At 41.0% G+C, this 24,047-nt stretch carries 20 protein-coding genes and 1 pseudogene; all 21 read left to right on the top strand.

Translation table 11 applies throughout. The features are described from left to right. Positions 1-42 precede the first annotated feature (42 nt). The 21 genes and pseudogenes from rpsB (at position 43) to pnp (ending at position 23,635) form a co-directional block, all read left to right on the top strand. Entirely contained in the window at positions 43-774 is a 732-nt protein-coding gene (gene rpsB / locus AMD01_RS12250) for a 30S ribosomal protein S2 (protein WP_053401682.1), read from the top strand. Positions 775-871: 97 nt separating this feature from the next. Then, a complete protein-coding gene (gene tsf / locus AMD01_RS12245) occupies positions 872-1,753 on the top strand; it encodes a translation elongation factor Ts (protein WP_053401681.1) in 882 nt (293 codons plus the stop codon). A gap of 78 nt (positions 1,754-1,831) precedes the next feature. Next, on the top strand, positions 1,832-2,554 hold the full coding sequence (gene pyrH, locus AMD01_RS12240; protein WP_053401680.1) for a UMP kinase: 723 nt from the start codon (positions 1,832-1,834) through the stop codon (positions 2,552-2,554). A gap of 1 nt (position 2,555) precedes the next feature. Then, positions 2,556-3,113 carry a ribosome recycling factor gene (frr, locus tag AMD01_RS12235; RefSeq protein ID WP_053401679.1) on the top strand — a complete coding sequence of 186 codons (558 nt, stop codon included), beginning with the start codon at positions 2,556-2,558 and terminating at the stop codon, positions 3,111-3,113. 112 nt (positions 3,114-3,225) lie between these two features. After that, positions 3,226-4,005 carry an undecaprenyl pyrophosphate synthase gene (locus tag AMD01_RS12230; RefSeq protein ID WP_053401678.1) on the top strand — a complete coding sequence of 260 codons (780 nt, stop codon included), beginning with the start codon at positions 3,226-3,228 and terminating at the stop codon, positions 4,003-4,005. 14 nt (positions 4,006-4,019) lie between these two features. Next, a complete protein-coding gene (locus AMD01_RS12225) occupies positions 4,020-4,793 on the top strand; it encodes a phosphatidate cytidylyltransferase (protein ID WP_053401677.1) in 774 nt (257 codons plus the stop codon). A gap of 31 nt (positions 4,794-4,824) precedes the next feature. Further along, positions 4,825-5,979 (top strand): 1-deoxy-D-xylulose-5-phosphate reductoisomerase, encoded by a 1,155-nt coding sequence (gene dxr, locus AMD01_RS12220; protein ID WP_053401676.1) that lies wholly within the window; start codon positions 4,825-4,827, stop codon positions 5,977-5,979. 12 nt (positions 5,980-5,991) lie between these two features. Beyond that, positions 5,992-7,254, top strand: a complete 1,263-nt coding sequence (rseP, locus tag AMD01_RS12215) for an RIP metalloprotease RseP (protein ID WP_053401776.1) — start codon at positions 5,992-5,994, stop codon at positions 7,252-7,254. A gap of 180 nt (positions 7,255-7,434) precedes the next feature. Beyond that, positions 7,435-9,132: a proline--tRNA ligase gene (locus AMD01_RS12210; protein WP_053401675.1), complete on the top strand. Its 1,698-nt coding sequence runs from the start codon at positions 7,435-7,437 to the stop codon at positions 9,130-9,132. An 84-nt stretch (positions 9,133-9,216) separates the two neighbouring features. Further along, positions 9,217-13,521, top strand: coding sequence for a PolC-type DNA polymerase III (locus AMD01_RS12205; RefSeq protein WP_053401674.1), 4,305 nt, complete (start codon positions 9,217-9,219; stop codon positions 13,519-13,521). Between the two features lie 375 nt (positions 13,522-13,896). Further along, a complete protein-coding gene (gene rimP / locus AMD01_RS12200) occupies positions 13,897-14,367 on the top strand; it encodes a ribosome maturation factor RimP (RefSeq protein WP_053401673.1) in 471 nt (156 codons plus the stop codon). 39 nt (positions 14,368-14,406) lie between these two features. Further along, positions 14,407-15,519 carry a transcription termination factor NusA gene (gene nusA, locus AMD01_RS12195; RefSeq protein ID WP_053401672.1) on the top strand — a complete coding sequence of 371 codons (1,113 nt, stop codon included), beginning with the start codon at positions 14,407-14,409 and terminating at the stop codon, positions 15,517-15,519. Positions 15,520-15,532: 13 nt separating this feature from the next. After that, positions 15,533-15,814, top strand: coding sequence for an RNase P modulator RnpM (gene rnpM, locus AMD01_RS12190; RefSeq protein WP_053401671.1), 282 nt, complete (start codon positions 15,533-15,535; stop codon positions 15,812-15,814). Further along, entirely contained in the window at positions 15,814-16,116 is a 303-nt protein-coding gene (locus AMD01_RS12185) for a YlxQ family RNA-binding protein (RefSeq protein ID WP_053401775.1), read from the top strand. The genes rnpM and AMD01_RS12185 overlap by 1 nt, the downstream gene beginning before the upstream one ends. A gap of 21 nt (positions 16,117-16,137) precedes the next feature. Then, positions 16,138-18,261, top strand: a pseudogene (infB, locus tag AMD01_RS12180) (translation initiation factor IF-2). After that, the gene (locus AMD01_RS12175) at positions 18,258-18,536 is read left to right on the top strand and encodes a DUF503 domain-containing protein (protein WP_053401669.1); all 279 of its coding nucleotides are present in this window, start codon (positions 18,258-18,260) and stop codon (positions 18,534-18,536) included. Before infB ends, AMD01_RS12175 begins: the two are co-directional and overlap by 4 nt. 18 nt (positions 18,537-18,554) lie before the next feature. After that, positions 18,555-18,908: a 30S ribosome-binding factor RbfA gene (gene rbfA / locus AMD01_RS12170; protein WP_053401668.1), complete on the top strand. Its 354-nt coding sequence runs from the start codon at positions 18,555-18,557 to the stop codon at positions 18,906-18,908. 139 nt (positions 18,909-19,047) lie between these two features. Then, positions 19,048-19,971 (top strand): tRNA pseudouridine(55) synthase TruB, encoded by a 924-nt coding sequence (truB, locus tag AMD01_RS12165; protein WP_053401667.1) that lies wholly within the window; start codon positions 19,048-19,050, stop codon positions 19,969-19,971. Between the two features lie 22 nt (positions 19,972-19,993). Then, positions 19,994-20,938 (top strand): bifunctional riboflavin kinase/FAD synthetase, encoded by a 945-nt coding sequence (ribF, locus tag AMD01_RS12160; RefSeq protein WP_053401666.1) that lies wholly within the window; start codon positions 19,994-19,996, stop codon positions 20,936-20,938. A 139-nt stretch (positions 20,939-21,077) separates the two neighbouring features. Next, the gene (gene rpsO / locus AMD01_RS12155; protein WP_053401665.1) at positions 21,078-21,347 is read left to right on the top strand and encodes a 30S ribosomal protein S15; all 270 of its coding nucleotides are present in this window, start codon (positions 21,078-21,080) and stop codon (positions 21,345-21,347) included. 164 nt (positions 21,348-21,511) lie between these two features. Next, positions 21,512-23,635 (top strand): polyribonucleotide nucleotidyltransferase, encoded by a 2,124-nt coding sequence (gene pnp, locus AMD01_RS12150; RefSeq protein ID WP_053401664.1) that lies wholly within the window; start codon positions 21,512-21,514, stop codon positions 23,633-23,635. Positions 23,636-24,047: the final 412 nt, after the last annotated feature.

Genomic DNA, 24,047 nt, shown 5'->3' with positions numbered 1-24,047 from the left:
AACGGAGGAAACTAAAAACCATTTATCTAGGAGGAAAAACACATGTCAGTAATTTCTATGAAACAATTACTTGAAGCTGGTGTTCACTTCGGTCACCAAACTCGCCGTTGGAACCCAAAAATGAAACGTTATATCTTTACAGAGCGTAACGGTATCTACATCATCGATCTTCAAAAAACAGTGAAGAAAGTTGAAGAAGCTTACCAATTCGTAAGAGAGCTAGGAGCTAACGGTGGCACAATGCTTTTCGTTGGTACAAAAAAACAAGCTCAAGATTCTGTTAAAGAAGAAGCTGAACGTTCAGGCATGTACTTCATTAACCAACGTTGGTTAGGTGGTACTTTAACAAACTTTGAAACAATCCAAAAACGTATCAAACGTCTTAAAGACATCGAAAAAATGCGTGAAGATGGTACTTTCGAAGTATTACCTAAAAAAGAAGTTGTACAACTTAACAAAGAATTAGCTCGCCTTGAAAAATTCCTAGGCGGAATCAAAGATATGAAACAACTTCCTGATGCTTTATTCATCATCGACCCTCGTAAAGAGCGTATCGCAGTGGCTGAAGCTAGAAAATTACACATCCCTATCGTAGGTATCGTTGATACAAACTGTGATCCGGATGAAATCGACTACGTAATCCCTGCAAATGATGACGCAATTCGCGCAGTTAAACTATTAACTGGTAAAATGGCGGATGCGATTCTTGAAAGCAAACAAGGTGAAGAAAACGCACCTGTTGCTGAAACAGAAACTGAAACAACAACTGCTTAATGAGCGAAAGGTGATAAGAGGGAAAGCCTTTTATCACCTTTTTTAAAAAAACGATATTTATTTTAAATATACATATCTTACTAAGGAGGATATTAACATGGCAATTACTGCTCAAATGGTTAAACAGTTACGTGAAAAAACTGGTGCTGGTATGATGGACTGTAAAAAAGCTTTAACAGAAACTGATGGGGATATGGACAAAGCAATCGACTTCCTACGTGAAAAAGGGATTGCGAAAGCTGCTAAAAAAGCTGACCGTATCGCTGCTGAAGGTTTAGCTGCAATCGAAGTACAAGGGAACGAAGCGGTTATCTTAGAAGTTAACTCTGAAACTGATTTCGTTGCAAAAAACGAAGGTTTCCAAAAGCTTACAAAAGAACTTGGTGCTTATCTTTTAGCTGCAAAACCTGCTAACGTTGAAGAAGCATTAGCTGGTAAAATGGAAAGCGGTGCTTCTGTAGAAGAGCACATCAACTCTGCAATTGCAACAATCGGAGAAAAATTATCTCTACGTCGTTTTGAAGTAGTAAGCAAAACTGATGCTGATGCATTCGGTGCTTACCTACACATGGGCGGACGTATTGGTGTATTAACAGTTGTTGAAGGTACTACTGATGAAGCAGCTGCTAAAGATGTTGCTATGCACATCGCTGCAATCAACCCTAAATACGTTTCACGTGATGCTGTATCTGCAGAAGAAACAGCTCATGAGCGTGAAGTATTAACACAACAAGCGTTAAACGAAGGCAAACCAGCTAACATCGTAGAAAAAATGGTTGAAGGTCGTCTAAGCAAGTTCTTCGAAGATATCTGCTTATTAGATCAAGCATTCGTTAAAAACCCTGACCAAAAAGTACGTCAATTTGTTGAAAGCAAAGGCGGTACTGTAAAAGGCTTCATCCGTTATGAAGTTGGGGAAGGTATTGAAAAACGCGTTGATAACTTTGCTGAAGAAGTTATGAACCAAGTTAAAAAGTAAAACCATGAATGAATAGGGAACACATTGTGTTCCCTATTTTTGAAATAAAGTTCGTAAATGCGATGATGGAGGTTTATCATGAGTAGCGCAAAATATGATCGTATCGTTTTAAAATTAAGTGGAGAAGCATTAGCAGGAGATCAGGGGTTTGGGATTAACCCAAGCGTCATCAAATCAATTGCAGAGCAAGTGAAGGGTATCCATGAGCTAGGGATTGAGATCGCGGTAGTTGTTGGTGGTGGAAACATCTGGCGTGGTAAGATCGGTAGTGAAATGGGTATGGACCGAGCTAATGCAGATTATATGGGAATGTTAGCTACAGTGATGAATTCCCTCGCGCTTCAAGATAGCTTGGAAAACTTAGGCGTAGAGACACGTGTTCAAACATCCATTGAAATGCGTCAAGTAGCAGAGCCATACATAAGACGAAAAGCAATTCGACATCTTGAGAAAAAGCGTGTGGTTATTTTTGCAGCAGGTACAGGAAATCCATATTTCTCTACAGACACAACAGCCGCGTTACGTGCAGCTGAAATTGAAGCTGACGTGATCTTAATGGCGAAAAATAATGTAGATGGCGTATACAGTGCCGACCCTACTAAATTCCCTGATGCGGTGAAGTATGAAACGTTATCTTACATCGATGTATTAAAAGACGGATTAGCTGTGATGGATTCAACAGCATCCTCTTTATGTATGGACAACGATATCCCGCTTATCGTCTTTTCCGTTATGGAAGAAGGCAATATTAAGCGAGTAGTAGAAGGCGAAAATATTGGAACAATTGTGAGGGGGAAATAATATGCCGAAACAAGTTATGCAAAGTACAAAAGAAAAAATGGAAAAAGCTGTACAAGCTTATCAACGTGAACTAGCTACAGTACGTGCAGGCCGCGCTAGTGCATCACTTTTAGACAAAGTAACGGTTGAATACTATGGTGCACCAACACCTGTTAACCAACTAGCACAAATTAGCATTCCAGAAGCTCGTATGCTTGTTATTACACCTTATGATAAGTCACAGTTAGGTGAGGTAGAAAAAGCGATCCTTAGAGCTGATTTAGGTCTTACACCAACAAACGACGGTTCAATCATTCGTCTTAGCATTCCAGCTTTAACAGAAGAACGTCGTCGCGACTTAACAAAAGTTGTTAAAAAATATGCTGAAGAAGCAAAAGTAGCGGTTCGTAACATCCGTCGTGATGGAAACGAAAACCTTAAAAAGCTTGAGAAAAACGGTGAAATCACTGAAGATGACTTAAGAAGCTACGGTGATGATATTCAAAAGTTAACAGATGAGTACATTGCTCGAGTGGAGTCCGTTACAAAAGATAAAGAAAAAGAAATTATGGAAGTATAAGCCTTTTCACTGTAAAATATATTGTAAAAGACCCTCTATGTTTACAGGGGGTTTTTTTGTTAATAATGTCTAGTAACATGGATTACTAAAGGGCACAACGGGGGACCTTTTGATGTTTAAAAAATTTCAACGTTGGAAGAAAGATCAATCTGACGCTGTACGTAACCTTTCAGAAAAAAAACGTGAGCTACTCAAATCCGAAATTCCAGATCATGTGGCCATCATTATGGATGGAAACGGACGCTGGGCTCAAAAGCGTGCCTTACCACGCATCATGGGTCACCATGAGGGAATGAAGGTAGTCCGACACATTACCAAAACAGCGAATGAGCTAGGGATAAAAGTTCTAACCCTGTATGCTTTTTCAACAGAAAATTGGAAAAGACCAAAGCCAGAAGTGGAATTTTTAATGAAGTTACCTGTGGAATTTCTCGGCACGTTTTTACCTGAACTGATTGAAGAAAATGTACAGGTGCGAATTATGGGAGATGCGACTGCTTTACCTCCTCATACATTAAAAGCTGTGAATCAAGCAATTGATGATACAAAGCACAATACCGGTCTCATTTTGAACTTTGCATTAAATTATGGAAGTCGCTATGAGATGATGGAAGCAATGAAAGCAATGATGAAAGATCATCAAGAAGGCCGTGTGAAGGAGCCTTTGTCAGAAGAACTGTTTTCGACCTATCTGATGAGTGGTGGGCTTCCAGATCCAGATTTACTCATTCGAACAAGTGGAGAATTACGCGTAAGCAATTTTATGCTTTGGCAGCTTGCCTACACAGAGTTTTGGTTTACAGATGTTTTATGGCCTGATTTTACAGATGCCCTTTTTGTTCAAGCCGTTGAAGATTATCAAAATAGAGGACGCCGCTTTGGTGGAGTATAAAAGGTGTTGAATTTATGAAACAACGAATTATTACGGCCATAATTGCCATTGCAATCTTTGTGCCAGTAGTATATTTAGGTGGAATACCATTTGCCACTGTTATCTATCTTGCAGGAACAGTCGGTTTATATGAATTATTACGAATGAAAAAAATGAGTATCGTATCAGTGCCAGGACTGCTAAGTTTTCTATTGCTGTGGCTTTTACTGGCGCCGCATACATGGCTCATTCATGCATACAAAATGGAAGGAATTGTAGTCGCTGTACTGCTGTTCCTAACTTATTCGGTTTTAACAAAAAATCGTTTTACGTTCGATGAAGTCGGATTTGCGCTCTTATCGACGGTTTATGTCGGGATGGGCTTTTGCTACATGCTTGAAATTAGAAGCGGTGGCCTCGTCTATTTATTGTTTGCCCTCTTTATTATTTGGGCAACGGACTCAGGCGCTTATTTTGTGGGACGCGCAGTTGGAAAGAAAAAGCTATGGCCGGAAATTAGTCCTAATAAGACGATTGAAGGCGCGGTAGGTGGAGTCGTATGTGCTTTAGTAGTGGCCGCATTGTTTTTCTTCTTTGCGCCGCTCGACCAATCGCTTATCTATTTACTGTTAATCGGATTGGTTATTTCCATTTTTGGACAAATTGGAGATTTAGCTCAGTCAGCCTTTAAACGTCATTACGGGGTAAAGGATTCAGGGAAAATATTACCTGGTCACGGAGGCATTCTCGATCGTTTTGACAGTTTGTTGTTTATTTTACCTATCCTGTATTTCTTAATGATGGCATAATAGAAAGATAGAAGAAACAGGAGGAATTACGATGAAGCATATTTCACTGCTCGGTGCGACAGGTTCCATTGGGATCCAAACACTAGATGTTATTCGAAACAATCCAGAAGATTTTCGTCTTGTTTCAATGTCAGTTGGTTATAATATAGTAGAAGCAAAAAAAATTATTCATGAATTCTCTCCGAAGCTAGTATCAGTCCTAAAAAAAGAGGATTGTGAGGCATTAAAAGTAGAATTCAGCAATATTAGTGTTGTATATGGTATGGAGGGCTTAATTGAGGTAGCGACGCATCCACAAGCAGATGTTGTTGTGACTGCAGTGGTAGGAAGTGTTGGTTTGATGCCAACGCTTGAAGCGATCCGAGCTCGTAAAACCATTGCCCTTGCAAACAAGGAGACGCTCGTAACGGCAGGGCATATCGTCATGAAAGAAGCAGAAAAGTATGGAGTTAGCATTCTACCGGTAGATAGCGAGCATTCGGCGATTTTTCAGAGTCTACAGGGAGAAAAGCGTGAAAGCATTGAACGCTTAATTTTAACAGCCTCTGGTGGTAGTTTCCGTGATAAAACGCGAAGTGAGCTAAGCGGCGTAACGGTGGAGGATGCTCTAAATCATCCAAACTGGTCAATGGGAGCAAAAATTACGATTGACTCAGCAACCATGATGAACAAAGGGCTTGAAGTAATTGAAGCGCACTGGTTGTTTGATCTTCCGTATGAACGAATTGATGTTCTTCTTCATAAAGAGAGCATCATTCACTCTATGGTTGAATATAAGGATACAAGCGTCATTGCTCAGCTCGGTACGCCAGATATGCGTGTACCGATTCAATACGCACTTACTTATCCGAATCGTATTCCGTTAGCTGGTTCCAAGCAGTTAAAGCTGTGGGAAATTGCCACGCTTCATTTTTCACAAATGGATTTTGAGCGCTTCCGTTGTTTAGACCTTGCTTATCATGCTGGAAAAGTCGGGGGTACGATGCCAACGGTCTTAAATGCAGCAAATGAAGAAGCAGTAGGAGCATTTTTGGCAAATAAGCTGTCGTTCCTGCAGATCGAAGACATCATTGAAGAAGCACTATCTTCTCACGATGCTATTCAACATCCAAGTTTGCCGACGATACAAGAAGTAGATTCGTTTACAAGAGATCATGTAAAATCTTTAATTACTAAAAGGGGGTAAGACCCGTTGCATCTGAATACCATTATCGCATTCATTGTTATTTTCGGAGCTTTAGTATTCTTTCACGAGCTTGGTCATCTGGTTTTCGCTAAACGTGCAGGTATCATGTGTCGAGAATTTGCTATTGGATTCGGTCCGAAAATTTTATCCTTCCGCAAAAATGAAACCGTCTATACGATTCGTCTCCTACCATTAGGAGGATTTGTGCGAATGGCGGGTGAAGATCCAGAAATGATCGAAATTAAGCCAGGACAAGTCGTTGGCTTGAAATTTGATCAGGACGGTAAAGTAAACCGCATCATTATAAATAATAAGGATCAGCATCCAGATGCGAAAAGTATTGAAGTAGAGCAATCAGATCTTGAACATCAAATGTTCATTACCGGTTATGAATCGATGATGGATGAACAGTTAGAGCGTTTTGAAATCAGCGAGGAGAGCTACTTCGTAATGGACGGCGAAGAAGTCCAGATTGCTCCGTATAACCGTCAATTTGCTTCTAAGACGCTCGGTCAACGAGCAATGGCGATTTTTGCTGGGCCGCTGATGAACTTTATTTTAGCGTTCGTCATCTTCTTAGTAATTGGGCTAGCGGCTGGCTATTCGATTGACAAACCTATTATGGGAGAACTTACGAAAGATGGCAGTGCGATAAAGTCAGGTCTCCAAACAGGTGATAAAGTTCAAACGATTGATGGCAGTGCGATGAAATCATGGACAGATGTGGTAAAAACCATTCAAAAGCATCCTGAAGAGGAGCTGTCTTTTAAAGTAGAACGCGACGGGAAAACAAAGGATATTTCTGTTACGCCAGAAAGTAAAAAAGTTGGCAATGAAACCATTGGAATTATCGGTGTCTATCAGCCTGTCGAAAAGTCAGTGCTAGGCGCAGTGAAAAATGGTTTTGTTGAGACGTATACGTTCACAAAAGAAATTATTACCGGTTTAGGGAAACTAATAACTGGCCAATTTTCAATTAAAATGCTTTCTGGTCCTGTTGGGATTTATGCATCAACGGATCAGGTCGCTCAATCAGGCATCTATTACTTAGCTAAATGGGCAGCACTTCTTAGCATCAACCTTGGAATTGTGAACTTACTTCCACTTCCAGCCCTTGACGGAGGTCGCCTTGTATTTTTCTTAGTAGAAGCAGTACGTGGCAAGCCTGTCGATCGTCAAAAAGAGGGACTTGTTCACTTTATTGGTTTTGCGTTATTAATGTTGTTAATGCTTGTTGTAACGTGGAATGATATTCAACGTTTCTTTTTACAATAGCGCTAGGTAGTAAAGTTAACAGATGGTACAAAGAAAGTGACGGAGAAGAATTTATTTTCTTTTCCGTCACTTTTCTTTTGATAGTTTTTACGATGAATTTATACTATAATAAAACTTACTGTGATAAAACAAGTACATAAATCATGACTCGTCATGATGATAATAAAGAGGTGCAAAAGAATGAAGCAAAGTGCTGTATTAATTCCAACTTTACGTGAAGTTCCAGCTGATGCGGAAGTGAAAAGTCATCAATTACTTTTACGTGCTGGTTTCATGAGACAAAATGCAAGTGGGATCTATAGCTTTTTACCACTTGGAAAACGCGTATTAAATAACATTGAGAAAATTGTACGTGAAGAAATGGAGCGTGCTGGTTCAGTTGAAATGCTTATGCCCGCTCTTCAACAAGCTGAGCTTTGGCAAGAGTCAGGTCGCTGGTATACATATGGACCTGAGCTTATGCGTATGAAAGATCGTCATAGCCGTGAGTTTGCATTAGGAGCAACACATGAAGAGGTAGTAACAAGTCTTTTACGAGACGAAGTAAAATCGTACAAGCGTCTACCATTAAACGTGTATCAAATTCAAACGAAATTCCGTGACGAAAAGCGTCCTCGCTTTGGTTTACTTCGTGGCCGTGAGTTTGTGATGAAAGATGCTTACTCTTTCCATGCAACAGCAGAAAGCTTAGATGACGTATACCAAAAGATGTATGATGCATACGGTCGTATCTTTGAGAGATGTGGCCTAAACTTCCGTGCTGTTATTGCCGATTCAGGCGCAATGGGTGGGAAGGACACGCATGAATTTATGGTATTATCGGAAATCGGTGAAGATACGATTGCTTATTCAGATACATCTTCTTATGCGGCAAACGTCGAGATGGCACCAGTTGTAGCCACATATGAAAAACCATCTGTTCAAGAGGGCAAACTTGAGAAGGTAGCTACACCAGAGCAAAAAACGATTGAAGAAGTGGCTGCTTTCTTTAACACAGAGGCGTCTCAGTGCATCAAGTCACTTTTATTTAAAGTCGATGACCGCTATGCATTAGTGTTAGCACGCGGCGATCATGAAGTAAACGACATTAAAGTGAAAAACTACTTTGAAGCTTCTACAGCAGAGCTTGCTTCTCCTCAAGAAGTCAAAGAAGTCATGAACTGTGAAGTAGGATCTCTTGGACCAATTCACTTGCCAAATACGATTGAAGTCGTAGCAGATCATGCCGTAAAAGCGGTAGCAAACGGTATTGCGGGTGCAAATGAAGAGGGACACCATTTTACAAACGTAAACCCTGAGCGTGATTTCAACGCAACGTATACAGACCTTCGTTTTATTGAAGTGGGTGATCCATCTCCAGATGGTGAAGGAACAATCAAGTTTGCAAAAGGAATTGAAGTAGGTCATGTCTTCAAACTAGGTACGCGTTATAGTGAAGCAATGGGTGCTACGTTCCTTGATGAAAACGGACGTTCACAGCCAATGATCATGGGCTGTTATGGCATCGGGGTTTCTCGAACAGTTGCTGCAGTAGCAGAACAGTTCAATGATGAAAATGGACTAGTGTGGCCAAAGAATGTTGCACCATATCACATTCACTTAATTCCAGTGAATATGAAAAACGATGACCAAAAAGAAGTAGCTGAAAAGCTGTACGAAACGCTTCTAGATAAAGGCTATCAAGTGCTAATGGACGATCGTCAGGAACGTCCTGGTGTAAAATTTGCCGATTCTGATTTAATTGGTCTTCCTGTCCGTGTAACGGTTGGAAAGCTAGCTGCAGAAGGCATAGTAGAAGTGAAAGTACGTGAAACAGGGGAATCAATGGACGTATCAATTGATGAACTTCAAGATAAATTAGCTGCATTACTCGGCTAATCACAAGCAAGGTACCTCTTTGGTTTGGGGTACCTTGCATTTATGTTACAATCAAAACCGTATTGTTAGAGGGAGGGGGATTACATGGAGCGATTTAGTCATGATCAGAAACATCGATTTCAGCTGCTTTTGCAACAGCTTGAAATGACGGATGATCAATATATGAATTACTTTGAAGGAGCAGCAATTGAAAAGCTGACCATCCGAAAAGAACAAAAGGCGTGGCATTTTCATTTATACATGCCGCGAATTTTGCCGTTTCGTGTATATGAAATCTTGCTCACGCGATTGACGACAACGTTTGCCCATATCGCACAGGTAACATTCTCAATCGAAGCAGGTGACAAGCAGTGCACAGAAGAAGACGCACAGTCTTATTGGCGTCACTGTGTAAGTGAATTGCAGGGGATTTCTCCTATGCTTCTATCACTTTTACAAAATCAGATGCCTACTTTACAAGGTGTGAAGCTACAAGTTCAAGCACGTAATGATGCAGAAGCAACGTCTGTGCGACAAAAATACGGTCAGCTCATTACGGATCAGTATATGCAGTACGGCTTCCAAGCTCTGCAGTTTTTAACCGAAGTTAAGCAATCAGAAGAAGCATATACGAAATTTTTAGAACAGAAAAAGCAAGAAGATGAAGAACGTGCATTTGCAGCCCTAACGGAAATGAAAAACAAAGAAAAAGAAGAAGCGAGTGAACTTCCTTCAGGACCGCTTACGGTTGGATATACGATCAAAGATGACGTTGTACCAATCGAGCAAATTGTGGATGAAGAAAAGCGAATTGCGATTCAAGGGTACATTTTTCATTCCGAAACGAAGGAACTTCGCAGTGGGCGCACGCTACTTACATTTAAAATTACGGACTACACAAATAGCCTTATGATAAAAATGTTTTCTCGTGATAAAGAAGATATTCCATTGCTGCAAGCTGTTAAAAAAGGCATGTGGGTAAAAGTACGAGGAAGCGTTCAAAATGACACGTTTGTTCGTGATCTCGTTATGATTGCCAATGATGTGAATGAAATTAAAGCACAAGAGCGTGTGGACGAAGCACCAGCAGATGAAAAGCGTGTCGAGTTACATCTTCATACGCCGATGAGCCAAATGGACGCCGTATCATCTGTAGCGGCATTGGTTGGTCAAGCGAAGAAGTGGGGACATCCTGCTATTGCTATTACGGATCATGCCGTGGCACAGTCATTTCCAGAGGCGTATAGTGCGGGTCAAAAAAACGGCGTGAAAATTTTATACGGACTTGAAGCGAATCTTGTCGATGACGGCGTGCCGATTGCGTATAATCCAACAGACAGATCGCTTGCGGATGCTACATACGTCGTGTTTGACGTTGAAACGACGGGTCTTTCAGCTGTTTACGATACGATTATTGAGCTTGCTGCCGTAAAAATGCGTGAAGGGGAAATTATTGACCGCTTCGAATCCTTTGCCAATCCACATCACCGATTATCAGCGACAACCATCGAGTTAACGGGTATCACCGATGATATGGTACAAACTGCTCCTGAAATTGGAGAGGTGTTACAGAAGTTCAAAGACTGGATTGGTGACGATATTTTAGTGGCCCACAATGCAAGCTTCGATATGGGGTTCTTGAATATTGGATTCCAAAAAATTGGTTTTGGAAAAGCAGAAAACCCTGTTATTGATACGCTTGAGTTAGGTCGCTTTTTATATCCAGAGATGAAAAATCATCGTTTAAATACGCTCGCGAAAAAGTTCGATATTGAGCTTGTTCAGCATCACCGAGCGATTTATGATGCGGAAGCAACGGGATATTTGCTTGCAAAAATGCTGAAAGATGCAATGGAAAAAGAGATTACCTCTCACAATCAGTTTAACGATTATATGGGGCAAGGAAACGCCTATCAGCGTGCAAGACCGTATCACGTAACGATCCTAGCAAAAAATGAGACAGGACTTAAGAATTTGTTCAAACTAGTGTCCATTTCTCATTTAAATTATTTCTACCGTGTACCGCGCATTCCGCGTTCTAAGTTGCAAAAGTACCGCGAAGGATTGTTAATTGGGACGGCTTGTGATCGGGGAGAAGTATTTGAAAACATGATGCAAAAATCAGCGGAGGAAGCGGAGAAGGTCGCAGAGTTTTATGATTACATCGAAGTCCAACCTCCTGCAAACTATCAGCATCTCATTGAAATGGAGCTTGTTCGTGACCAAGTCGCTCTTCGTGACATCTTAACAAAGATCGTTCAAATGGGAGAGAAGCTTGAAAAGCCTGTCGTTGCAACTGGAAACGTGCACTATTTAAACCCGACTGATAAAATTTATCGTCAGATTTTAGTTAGCTCACAGGGTGGGGCAAATCCGCTTAATCGTCATTCACTTCCAGACGTCCATTTCCGGACAACAAATGAAATGCTCGATTGCTTTGATTTTTTAGGTAAAGAAAAAGCAAAAGAGATTGTTGTAACGAATACACAAGGATTAGCTGATAGCGTTGAAGACGTAAAACCGATTAAGGATGATCTTTATACGCCGCGCATTGAAGGTGCGGATGATGAAATGAGAGCGATGAGCTATGCGAGAGCGCGAAGCATTTACGGTGACGATCTTCCAGAAATCGTCGAAGCGCGTTTGGAGAAAGAGCTAAAAAGTATTATCGGACACGGATTTGCCGTTATTTACTTAATTTCTCATAAGCTTGTAAAAAAATCGCTTGATGACGGCTACCTAGTAGGTTCGCGTGGATCTGTCGGTTCTTCGTTTGTTGCGACGATGACGGAGATTACAGAGGTAAATCCATTGCCGCCTCACTACGTTTGTTCAAAATGTAAGCATTCCGAGTTCTTTGATGACGGCTCGGTCGGCTCAGGATTTGACCTTCCTGATAAAAACTGTCCGAACTGTGATATTAAATATACAAAAGATGGACATGACATTCCGTTCGAGACGTTCCTTGGATTTAAAGGAGATAAAGTTCCCGATATCGATCTGAACTTCTCAGGGGAATATCAGCCCCGTGCCCATAACTATACGAAAGTACTGTTCGGTGAGGACAACGTATACCGTGCAGGAACGATTGGTACCGTAGCGGAGAAAACGGCTTATGGTTATGTGAAGGGATATGCAGGTGATCATAACTTGCATTTAAGAGGTGCAGAAGTTGATCGTCTCGTTTCAGGCTGTACAGGCGTCAAACGGACGACAGGACAGCATCCAGGGGGAATTATCGTAGTTCCAGATTATATGGACATATTTGATTTCTCACCGATTCAATTCCCTGCCGACGATCGTAATTCCGAGTGGAAAACAACGCACTTTGACTTCCATTCTATCCATGATAATCTCTTAAAACTTGATATACTTGGGCACGACGATCCGACGGTTATTCGTATGCTGCAGGATTTAAGCGGAATTGATCCAAAAACAATTCCAACCGATGATCCTGAAGTGATGAAGATTTTTAGCGGAACAGAATCGTTAGGCGTAACGCCTGAACAAATTATGTGTAAAACAGGAACGCTTGGTATCCCAGAGTTTGGTACACGATTTGTTCGTCAAATGCTAGAGGATACGAAGCCGACAACATTTTCAGAGCTCGTTCAGATTTCCGGACTTTCACATGGCACAGACGTATGGCTTGGGAATGCGCAAGAATTGATTCATAATGCGATCTGTACGCTGAGTGAAGTAATTGGTTGTCGTGATGACATTATGGTCTATTTAATTTATCAAGGGCTTGAGCCATCACTAGCGTTTAAAATTATGGAATCGGTACGTAAGGGTAAAGGGTTAACGCCAGAGTTTGAAGAAGAAATGCGTAAAAATGATGTACCGGAATGGTATATCGATTCATGTAAAAAGATTAAATACATGTTCCCAAAAGCCCATGCTGCTGCATATGTATTAATGGCGGTAAGGATCGCTTATTTCAAAGTTCATCATGCACTTATGTACTATGCCGCATACTTCACAGTTCGTGCCGATGATTTTGACATTGACACAATGGTGAAGGGCTCAACAGCTATTCGCGCAAAAATGGAAGAGATCAACGCAAAAGGTCTCGATGCATCACCAAAAGAGAAAAACTTACTAACGGTGCTAGAGCTCTCTCTAGAAATGTGCGAACGTGGATTTGGCTTTAAAAAGGTAGATCTATACCGATCTAGCGCGGATGAGTTCATTATTGATGGCACAGAGTTAATTCCGCCGTTCAACTCCATTCCAGGACTTGGAACAAATGCGGCGATTAACATCGTTAAGGCAAGACAAAACGGTGAATTTTTATCCAAGGAAGATCTTCAGCAGCGTGGGCGAGTTTCCAAAACCATTCTTGAGTATTTAGACAACCACGGATGCTTAGAATCACTGCCAGATCAAAACCAGCTATCGCTATTTTAATTTGCATAAAAAAAATGGTTATGGTATAGTAAATATGGAAACGCTAAGGATAACGGACGGAAAAGAGTGGGGAAACCCGCTCTTTTCTATTGATGGTAGGTTTACTTAGCACGTCTTTTATTTCGTAAAGTTGTAGAACCGATAGTTTTTTAGCTGATCTGACCGACTTTACATAAATACAAGGCAGTAAAGCTAAGCACTCACTTGAACAAACCTTTCCTGAGCCCTGCTAATTTAGCAGGGACTTTTTATCAGGAGAAAAAGTGAAGGTTGTACAGCTTTTATTGATTGAAGCACATGCATCATTCAAAGGACATTAGGGACTGCTATTACGCAAACGGTGAAGGTGTCGAACATGATTGAAGGAGGAATAGGATGGCTAGAAAAGTAACAGAAATCGTCGAAGAACTAGTGACGCCTATTGTAACAGAATTGGAAATTGAACTAGTTGATATTGAATATGTGAAGGAAGGAAAGGATTGGTTCCTGCGCGTATTCATCGACACAGAGAATGGCATTGACATTGAACAATGCGGAATTGTGAGCGAGCGTTTAAGCGAAATAATGGACGAAATTGATCCGATTCCTCACAATTACTTCTTAGAGGTGTCTTCACCAGGTGCGGAACGTCCACTGAAAAAGCCAGAGGATGTTGAAAAAGCAATTGGGAAAAATGTATATATTAAAACGTATGAACAAATCCAAGGTGCAAAAGAGTTTGAAGGTGAACTCGTAGCCTTTGATGGACAAACTATTACAATTACCGTGAAAATTAAAACAAGAAAAAAGGATATCGAGATTCCATACGAAAAAGTAGCGCTTGCAAGATTAGCGGTCGTTTTTTAAGTGATAACTCGTGATTTTTATTAAGGGGGACTTAGGTAGATGAGCAGCGAACTTTTAGATGCTTTGACTCTGTTAGAAAAAGAAAAAGGCATTGGAAAAGATGTAATAATTGAGGCAATTGAAGCTGCCCTTATTTCAGCATATAAACGCAACTTTAACCAAGCACAAAACGTGCGCGTGGATATGAATCTAGGAAAAGGTACAATGCGCGTATTTGCTCGTAAAGATGTGGTTGACGAAGTATACGATCCACGTTTAGAAATTTCGGTAGAAGAGGCACAAAAAGTGAACCCGAACTACCAAATTGAAGATGTGATTGAAATTGAAGTAACACCAAAAGATTTCGGTCGTATTGCGGCACAAACAGCGAAGCAAGTGGTAACACAGCGCGTGCGTGAAGCTGAGCGTGGTATCATTTACTCTGAATTTATTGACCGTGAAGAAGACATCATGACAGGGATTGTTCAGCGTCAAGATGCAAAATTCATCTACGTGAGCTTAGGTAAAATTGAAGCATTGCTTCCACAAAGTGAGCAAATGCCAAATGAACAATACAAGCCACATGATCGTATTAAGGTGTATATTACAAAAGTAGAAAAGACAACAAAAGGCCCTCAAATTTACGTATCACGTACACATCCAGGTCTGTTAAAGCGTCTTTTCGAAAAAGAAGTTCCAGAAATCTTTGATGGAACAGTTGAAGTGAAATCTGTCGCTCGCGAAGCGGGAGATCGTTCTAAAATCTCGGTTCATTCTGAATTCCCTGAAGTGGATCCAGTAGGTTCATGTGTAGGACCAAAAGGTCAGCGCGTTCAAGCAGTCGTGAATGAATTAAAAGGTGAAAAAATTGATATCGTTCGCTGGTCAAAAGATCCAGTTGAGTTTGTTGCCAATGCACTGAGCCCTTCAAAAGTAGTAGAAGTGATGGTGAACGAAGAAGCAAAAGCAACAACGGTAATTGTACCAGACTATCAATTATCACTTGCGATTGGTAAACGTGGTCAAAACGCACGTTTGGCAGCAAAATTAACAGGTTGGAAAATCGATATTAAAAGTCAATCAGAAGCAGAGCAAGAAGGCATCTATACAGGCGAAAAAGAATCATTAATCGACCGTGATGCTTTTGACTTTGATGAAGCTGATAGCGAATAAGAGGTGATACCAGGTGAACAATCAAAGAAAAGTACCGATGCGTAAATGTATCGCGACACAAGAAATGAAACCCAAAAAAGAGCTAGTGCGTGTAGTTCGCTCCAAAGAAGGAGAGGTTTCGATTGATTTAACTGGTAAAAAGTCTGGAAGAGGCGCCTATTTAAATAGAACAAAAGAGGCCATTCTTCTAGCCAAAAAGAAAAACATCTTAGCAAGTCATTTAGAAGTGGCGGTAGACGATCACATCTATGATGAGCTACTTGCACTAGTCGAAGGGGAGACAAAAGCCAATTGATGAAACAAGAAAAATGGTATTCCTTTTTAGGCTTAGCAAATCGAGCACGTAAAGTCATTTCTGGGGAAGAGCTCGTGATTAAGGAAGTGCGTAAGCAAAGCGCTAAACTAGTCATTCTTTCTCAAGATGCATCGGAAAACACCACGAAAAAGGTTCAGGACAAATGCGCTTATTACAAAGTGCCCATCAAATACGTATCGGATCGACACCGCTTAGGGGAAGCAATCGGAAAAGAAGCTCGGGTTGTGATTGCGATCGTTGACGACGGATTTGCGAAAAAGATGTCTACCATGCTCGATTAAATTTTCTTGCGGGTGGAAGTGTTGAGCAAAATTCGTGTATATGAGTATGCTAAGAAACATAATGTTTCAAGTAAAGATGTCATTACGAAATTGAACAATTTGCGTATTGAGGTTTCTAATCACATGACAGCTTAAGAAGAATTAGCTGTGAGATAGTTAGATGAACTGTTTGCGAACGAACAGTCGAAAGAAACAGTACAGGAGAGTGCTTCTTCTGTTCCGAGTAACAAAAATAAGGATTATGAAGAGGATGAATATATTAGCGTGAATAAAGATAAATCGTCAAACAAAAACCAACAAACAAAAAAAAATAATCAGCCAAATAAAAACAAACGTAACAACACTAAGCCAGCGGCTCAAAAACCGCCTGTAGCTCCGAAGAAAAAAGAGCTTCCAGAAAAAATTACGTTTGCAGGTAGCTTAACGGTTACTGAATTAGGGAAAAAATTAGGCAAAGAGCCTTCTGAAATCATTAAAAAATTATTCCTTTTAGGCGTTATGGCAACAATCAACCAAGAGCTTGACAAAGATGCTATCGAGCTAATCGCAGGCGAATATGGCGTAGAGGTTGAAGAAGAAGTCATCATCGACGAAACAGAATTTGAAACTCTTGACGTAGAAGATGATGCAGCGGATTTAGTAGAACGTCCAGCAGTCGTTACAATCATGGGACATGTTGACCATGGTAAAACAACGCTTCTTGACTCAATCCGTAACTCAAAAGTTACAGCAGGCGAAGCTGGTGGGATTACACAGCATATCGGTGCTTATCAAATTGAAGCAAACAACAAGAAAATTACGTTCTTAGACACACCAGGACATGCTGCGTTTACAACAATGCGTGCACGTGGAGCACAAGTAACGGACATTACCATTCTAGTTGTTGCAGCAGATGATGGCGTTATGCCACAAACGATTGAAGCAATTAACCATGCGAAAGCGGCAGAAGTTCCAATCATCGTTGCCGTGAATAAAATGGATAAAGAAGCAGCAAATCCAGATCGCGTGATGCAAGAATTAACAGAATATGGTCTTGTATCTGAAGACTGGGGCGGAGACACAATTTTCTGTTACCTATCTGCATTATCTGGAGATGGAATTGACAACCTATTAGAGATGATTCTACTTGTAAGTGAAGTAGAGGAATATAAAGCAAATCCTTCTCGCCGTGCACTTGGAACAGTTATTGAAGCCGAGCTTGACAAAGGACGCGGTTCTGTAGCGACTCTACTTGTACAAAACGGAACGCTTCGCGTAGGTGATCCAATTGTAGTAGGAAACACATTTGGTCGCGTACGTGCGATGGTCAACGATGTAGGTCGTCGTGTAAAAGAAGCATTGCCGTCAACACCTGTTGAAATTACAGGTCTTAACGAAGTCCCATTAGCGGGTGACCGTTTCATGGTATTTGAAGATGAGAAAAAAGCGCGCCAAGTTGGGGAAGCTCGTGCTCAAAAGCAGCTTGAAGCACAACGTGGGGAAAAAAGCCGCGTAAGCTTAGAAGACTTATTTGAGCAAATCAAACAAGGTGAAGTAAAAGATATCAATATTATCGTAAAAGCAGACGTACAAGGTTCTGTAGAAGCAATGGCTGCTTCTCTTCAAAAAATTGAAGTAGAAGGCGTGAAGGTTAAAATTATTCACACAGGCGTTGGAGCAATCACAGAATCAGATATCATCTTAGCATCTGCTTCTAATGCAATCGTAATTGGGTTCAACGTTCGTCCAGATGTGAACGCAAAACGCGTAGCAGAAGCTGAAAATGTTGATGTCCGCTTACACCGCATCATCTACAAAGCGATCGAAGAAATCGAAGCAGCGATGAAAGGGATGCTAGATCCTGAGTACGAAGAAAAAATCATCGGTCAAATGGAAGTTCGTCAAACGTTCAAAGTATCAAAAGTTGGAACGATTGCCGGAAGCTATGTAACAGATGGTAAAATAACTCGTGACAGTGGCATTCGTCTTATCCGTGACGGCATCGTTATTTTCGAAGGTGAAATCGATGCGCTTAAACGCTTCAAAGATGATGTGAAAGAAGTAGCACAAGGGTACGAATGTGGTGTAACAATTAAAAACTTTAACGATGTAAAAGAAGGTGACGTAATCGAAGCATACGTAATGGAAGAAATCACTCGTCAATGATTGGATACGTCGAATGTGAATGTATCATTTATGACGCACAGTCCTTAAAGGATAAGCGATCTGTCTTACAGCGCATTACGACAAGGGTGAAACAGCGTTATAATGTATCCATTTCGGAGATTGATTTTCAGGATCAATGGCAGCGAACCAAGTTTGGAATTGTTGCCATTTCCTCCAATTCAACGGTCACAGAAAAAGAACTGAACCGTGTTCTCGAAATGATAGATTCCTTTCCAGAAATTGAACGTACGCTTACGTCGTTTGATTGGCTATAGAGAAGAGGTGTTTCAAAGATGAAACTACGTGCAAACCGTGTGGGCGAGCAAATGAAAAAAGAACTAGGCGACATCATTGGCCGCAAAATTAAGGACCCACGCATTGGCTTCGTGACAGTAACAGATGTTCAAGTAACGGGAGACCTGCAGCAGGCAACAGTCTTTATTTCAGTGCTTGGTGATGCAGAACAACGTGAAAATACGTTAAAAGGACTAGCAAAGGCGAAAGGATTTATTCGCTCTGAAATTGGTCAACGTATTCGCTTACGTAAAACTCCAGAAATTACGTTTGAATTTGATGAATCCATTGATTATGGAAATCGAATCGAAACGTTACTGCACGAAATTAAAAAAGACGATCACGAAGAGTAAGCGAGTCTTACTTCGTTGATATAGAAAAGGCATTGCCCCAGTAGAAATGACGATGGTGAAATACCCATTAACAGGGGGAATGCCTTTTTTTGTTGCAAGTGTATTGCCAAAGCAAGATTGAAAGGAAGGAAACAGTACAATGGACGGCATCTTAGTTTTAAATAAACCAAAAGGTCTTACTTCACATGATTGTGTGTTTAAAATTAGAAAAATTTTACGAACGAAAAAAGTAGGTCATACCGGTACGTTAGATCCTGATGTAACAGGTGTGCTACCGATTTGTATCGGTCGTGGAACGAAGGTTGTTGAATATTTGACCAACCATTCCAAAACCTATGAAGGAGAAGTAACGCTAGGCCTCTCGACGACAACCGAAGATGCTTCAGGTGATGCGGTAGAGCAGAAGAAGGTAACGCACACATTCTCTCGTAAGCAGGTATTAGACATGCTCGCATCTCTTACAGGCACAATTCAGCAAACTCCACCGATGTATTCGGCTGTGAAAGTAAACGGGAAAAAGCTCTATGAATACGCACGTGCAGGAATTGAGGTCGAGCGACCAAGTCGTGACATTACAATTCATGAGCTTACGCTTTTAGATGAACGAGAAGAGTTCTCCGGTGAAACGATCTCCTTCCGATTCCGCGTTCATTGCAGCAAAGGGACATACGTTCGAACTCTCGCCGTTATGATGGGTGAACGTCTAGGTTACCCCGCGCATATGTCAGACCTTATCCGTACAGCTTCAGGTGAGTTTACACTGCAGGATTGCTTAACGTTTGAGCAAATTGAGCACTCTATGGAAGAAGGAACGATTCAAGAGCATTTGCTACCAATTGAGAAGGCGCTCAATCATTTGCCGAAATGGGTAATTAGTGATACATTAGCAGAGAAAGTGAAAAATGGCGCTGTTCTTTCAAAGCCAGATGAAATAACAGATGCCGAACAACTGATCCGAGTGATGGATGAAAGAGGACAAGTTCTTGCGATTTATCAAGTTCATCCAACGAAAGAGGATAAAATCAAGCCTGTAAAAGTATTAGCAATTCATACCGAAGATTGACATAGAAAAAGGTGAACGAACTGTGGAAGTAATTGAAATTCAACATCCGCACCATTTTCAGCAAGACGCAATGCCACAAGCCGTAATGGCACTCGGTTATTTTGATGGCGTGCACTTAGGACATCAAGAAGTAATTAAGATGGCGAAGAAAATAGCTGATGAGAAGGGAATCAAAAGTGCGGTCATGACCTTTGACCCGCACCCATCGGTCGTGCTCGGTAAAAATGTTCAGCACGTTGACATGATCACTCCTCTGCAGCAAAAAATAGAAATCATTGAACAGCTTGGAATTGATCGACTGTATTTAGTGCATTTTGATCTTGCTTTTGCTAGCCTGCTTCCGCAGGAGTTTGTCGATCAGTATATTATTGGATTACATATTAAACATGTAGTAGCGGGGTTTGATTATTCGTATGGGAAAATGGGAAAAGGGACGATGGAAACTCTCCCATTTCATTCAAGAAATCAATTCACGCAAACAATTATTGATAAGCTAACGTTAGGCGAAGAGAAAATTAGCTCTACCTTTATTAGGAAGTGTTTAAAAGAAGGGAATGTAGACGCATTGTCGGATTTATTAGGAAGAGAATATTCAATTAAAGGTCATGTTGTCCACGGTGACAAAAGGGGCAGACAAATTGGTTTCCCAACCGCAAACGTAGAGTCAGACGATGCTTACCTGATTCCATCGACAGGCGTGTATGCAGTAGAAGCACATGTTCTAGGGCAATGGTACCAAGGTGTATGCAACGTAGGCTATAAGCCCACGTTCAACAAAGAGTCGGATGGAAAACCTACGATCGAAGTTCATTTATTTCAATTTGATGAGCAAGTATATGATCAGCCAATGGAGGTTCGCTTCTATCAAAAGCTTCGCGGCGAGCAGAAATTCAATGGCATTGAGTCTCTAGTCGCTCAAATTGAAAAGGATAAACAAGAGGCAATTCGCTATTTTAATAAGAAATAATGAAATTTCCTAGAGAAAGACTTGCATTTAGTTGCTAGAAATAGTATTATAACAAATGTATTTAACCATTGCTTGGCGTTGCGCTTCACCAACGTACTGCTAGGTAACTGGGGTTTTTATTAATGAGGAGGTGACTCGGATGGCTATCACACAAGAGCGTAAAAATGAACTAATCGCTGAGTATAAAACTCACGAAAGCGACACTGGTTCTGCAGAGGTACAAATTGCTATCCTTACTGAGCAAATTAACAACCTAAACGAACATTTACGTACACACAAAAAAGATCATCATTCACGTCGTGGTCTTTTAAAGATGGTTGGTAAACGTCGTAACTTACAAACTTATCTTCGTAACAAAGATATCACTCGTTACCGTGAGTTAATCAACAAACTTGGTTTACGTCGATAATCTACAAAAAGCGGGAGCATTCCCGCTTTTTTAGTATGTTAAATTTGATACACAATTAAATTTGTACATATAATTGAAACATATATGTTTTCTTTCGTTTTCGTCTATACTAGAATTAAGTAGGCTAAGCGGGATTTTACATAATAGAGAGGGGTATTAAACTAATGGAACACAACAAACAAGTGTTTTCTATCGAATTAGCTGGTCGTGAGCTAGTTGTCGAAGTTGGGCAGTTAGCAAAGCAAGCGAACGGCGCTGCATTAATTCGTTATGGCGACACAGCAGTATTAAGTACGGCAACAGCTTCTAAAGAGCCAAAAGATGTCGACTTTTTCCCATTAACAGTTAACTATGAAGAGCGTCTATACGCAGTAGGTAAAATTCCAGGAGGATTTATCAAACGTGAGGGGCGTCCGAGTGAACGCGCAATTTTAGCAAGTCGTCTAATTGACCGTCCAATTCGTCCTCTTTTCGCAGACGGTTTCCGTAATGAAGTACAAGTAGTCAGCGTTGTAATGAGCGTAGACCAAAACTGTTCTTCAGAAATGGCTGCTATGTTCGGTTCATCATTAGCACTATCTATTTCTGATGTTCCATTCGAAGGACCAATTGCTGGTGTTACGGTTGGACGTATTGAAGGCAAATTTGTCATTAATCCGACAGTAGAAGAAATGGAAAAGAGCGATATTAACCTTGTTGTAGCAGGAACAAAAGATGCAATTAACATGGTAGAGGCTGGTGCACAAGAAGTACCAGAAGAAATTATGCTTGAAGCGATCATGTTTGGACATGACGAAATTAAGAAACTAATCGCGTTCCAAGAAGAAATTGTAGCTGCAGTTGGAAAAGAAAAAGTAGAAGTTTCTTTATATGATGTGGATGCAGATCTAAAAGCTCGCGTAACGGAAATGGCTGAAGCTGACATGAATCGTGCGGTTCAAGTACAAGAAAAGCATGCGCGTGAAAATGCAATTAGTGAAGTCAAATCTGCGATCGTAGCGAAGTTTGAAGAAGAAGAAACAGATGCTGCAACGCTTAAACAAGTGAACGAAATTTTAGGTAAGCTTGTAAAAGCAGAAGTACGTCGCCTAATTACAGAAGAAAAAGTACGTCCAGACGGTCGTAAAATCGATGAAATTCGTCCACTTTCTTCTGAAGTTGGTCTTTTATCACGTACACACGGATCTGGGTTATTCACACGTGGACAAACTCAGGCGCTAAGCATTTGTACACTAGGAGCTTTAGGCGATGTGCAAATTCTTGATGGATTAGGCGTAGAAGAATCAAAACGCTTTATGCATCATTACAACTTCCCGTCCTTCAGCGTTGGTGAAACAAGACCAATGAGAGGTCCAGGACGTCGTGAAATCGGTCACGGTGCACTAGGAGAGCGTGCTCTTGAGCCAGTTATTCCTTCTGAAAAAGACTTCCCTTATACAGTACGTCTTGTATCAGAAGTACTTGAATCAAATGGTTCTACTTCACAAGCAAGTATCTGTGCAAGTACGCTGGCAATGATGGACGCGGGTGTACCACTTAAAGCACCAGTTGCTGGTATCGCAATGGGTCTTATCAAATCTGGTGAATACTACTCTGTATTAACAGACATTCAAGGAATGGAAGATCACCTTGGAGATATGGACTTTAAAGTAGCAGGGACATCAAAAGGTGTAACGGCACTACAAATGGATATTAAAATTGACGGATTATCACGTGAAATTTTAGAAGAAGCATTAGAGCAAGCGAAAAAAGGCCGTATGCAAATTCTAGAACACATGATGACAACGATCAACCAACCGCGTACAGAGCTTTCACGCTACGCACCTAAGATTCTAACAATGTCTATTAACCCTGATAAAATTCGCGATGTTATTGGGCCAAGCGGTAAGCAAATCAATAAAATCATCGAAGAAACAGGCGTTAAAATTGATATCGAGCAAGATGGTACAATCTTCATCTCTTCTATTGAGAGCGAAATGAACCAAAAAGCGAAGAAAATCATCGAAGACCTTGTTCGTGAAGTAGAAGTTGGTCAAATGTACTTAGGGAAAGTAAAACGCATTGAGAAATTCGGAGCTTTCGTTGAATTATTCAGCGGTAAAGACGGATTAGTACACATCTCAGAACTAGCTGAAGAACGTATTGGCAAAGTAGAAGATGTTGTTTCAATGGGCGATGAGCTTCTTGTAAAAGTAATGGAAATCGACAAACAAGGCCGTGTAAACCTCTCTCGCAAAGCGATCTTAAAAGAACAGCGCGAAGCGGAGCAAAAAGAACAACAACAATAAAGCCAGAGCTGGGATGTCCCAGCTTTTTTTTTAGCCAGTCTTTTGGTTAAATGCGATGAAATGGCTTCTATTAGGGTTCTTCTAAGCTGTACAAAAAGCGTGTGAATGAAGGCTGATTTGTTTAGGGTTTTACGAGTGCCACAAAAAAAGACCGGAACGAAAGATGCGACACTCCTGCAGGATCAACAAGCCAGATGAGACCCCGCAGAAAGCGAAGCGACGAGGAGGCTCATTGCTTGTCCTGCGGAAAGGGAGCAATCTGAAGTGAAGGTCGGTCTCATTCAAGTGCCCACTTGTGCTACGAGGAAAAGACCGAAACGAAAGATGCGACACTCCTACAGGATCAACAAGCCAGATAAGACCCCGCAGAAAGCGAAGCGACGAGGAGGCTCATTGCTTGTCCTGTGGAAAG

Origin of the sequence: Priestia koreensis, from assembly GCF_001274935.1 — a bacterium.
Classification (GTDB): Bacteria; Bacillota; Bacilli; order Bacillales; family Bacillaceae_H; genus Bacillus_AG; species Bacillus_AG koreensis.
Note: the sequence above shows the minus strand (reverse complement) of the source record. Positions and strands in the feature narration are given on the sequence as shown.

Bases quoted from the DNA above. Each gene is read 5' to 3' on its own strand.
- AMD01_RS12230 (WP_053401678.1), top strand. From the start codon at position 3,226: ATGTTTAAAAAATTTCAACGTTGGAAGAAAGATCAATCTGACGCTGTA.
- pyrH (WP_053401680.1), top strand. From the start codon at position 1,832: ATGAGTAGCGCAAAATATGATCGTATCGTTTTAAAATTAAGTGGAGAA.
- rpsO (WP_053401665.1), top strand. From the start codon at position 21,078: ATGGCTATCACACAAGAGCGTAAAAATGAACTAATCGCTGAGTATAAA.
- AMD01_RS12205 (WP_053401674.1), top strand. From the start codon at position 9,217: ATGGAGCGATTTAGTCATGATCAGAAACATCGATTTCAGCTGCTTTTG.
- AMD01_RS12175 (WP_053401669.1), top strand. From the start codon at position 18,258: ATGATTGGATACGTCGAATGTGAATGTATCATTTATGACGCACAGTCC.
- rimP (WP_053401673.1), top strand. From the start codon at position 13,897: ATGGCTAGAAAAGTAACAGAAATCGTCGAAGAACTAGTGACGCCTATT.
- AMD01_RS12185 (WP_053401775.1), top strand. From the start codon at position 15,814: ATGAAACAAGAAAAATGGTATTCCTTTTTAGGCTTAGCAAATCGAGCA.
- AMD01_RS12210 (WP_053401675.1), top strand. From the start codon at position 7,435: ATGAAGCAAAGTGCTGTATTAATTCCAACTTTACGTGAAGTTCCAGCT.
- rpsB (WP_053401682.1), top strand. From the start codon at position 43: ATGTCAGTAATTTCTATGAAACAATTACTTGAAGCTGGTGTTCACTTC.
- pnp (WP_053401664.1), top strand. From the start codon at position 21,512: ATGGAACACAACAAACAAGTGTTTTCTATCGAATTAGCTGGTCGTGAG.
- AMD01_RS12225 (WP_053401677.1), top strand. From the start codon at position 4,020: ATGAAACAACGAATTATTACGGCCATAATTGCCATTGCAATCTTTGTG.
- frr (WP_053401679.1), top strand. From the start codon at position 2,556: ATGCCGAAACAAGTTATGCAAAGTACAAAAGAAAAAATGGAAAAAGCT.
- dxr (WP_053401676.1), top strand. From the start codon at position 4,825: ATGAAGCATATTTCACTGCTCGGTGCGACAGGTTCCATTGGGATCCAA.
- rbfA (WP_053401668.1), top strand. From the start codon at position 18,555: ATGAAACTACGTGCAAACCGTGTGGGCGAGCAAATGAAAAAAGAACTA.
- tsf (WP_053401681.1), top strand. From the start codon at position 872: ATGGCAATTACTGCTCAAATGGTTAAACAGTTACGTGAAAAAACTGGT.
- truB (WP_053401667.1), top strand. From the start codon at position 19,048: ATGGACGGCATCTTAGTTTTAAATAAACCAAAAGGTCTTACTTCACAT.
- nusA (WP_053401672.1), top strand. From the start codon at position 14,407: ATGAGCAGCGAACTTTTAGATGCTTTGACTCTGTTAGAAAAAGAAAAA.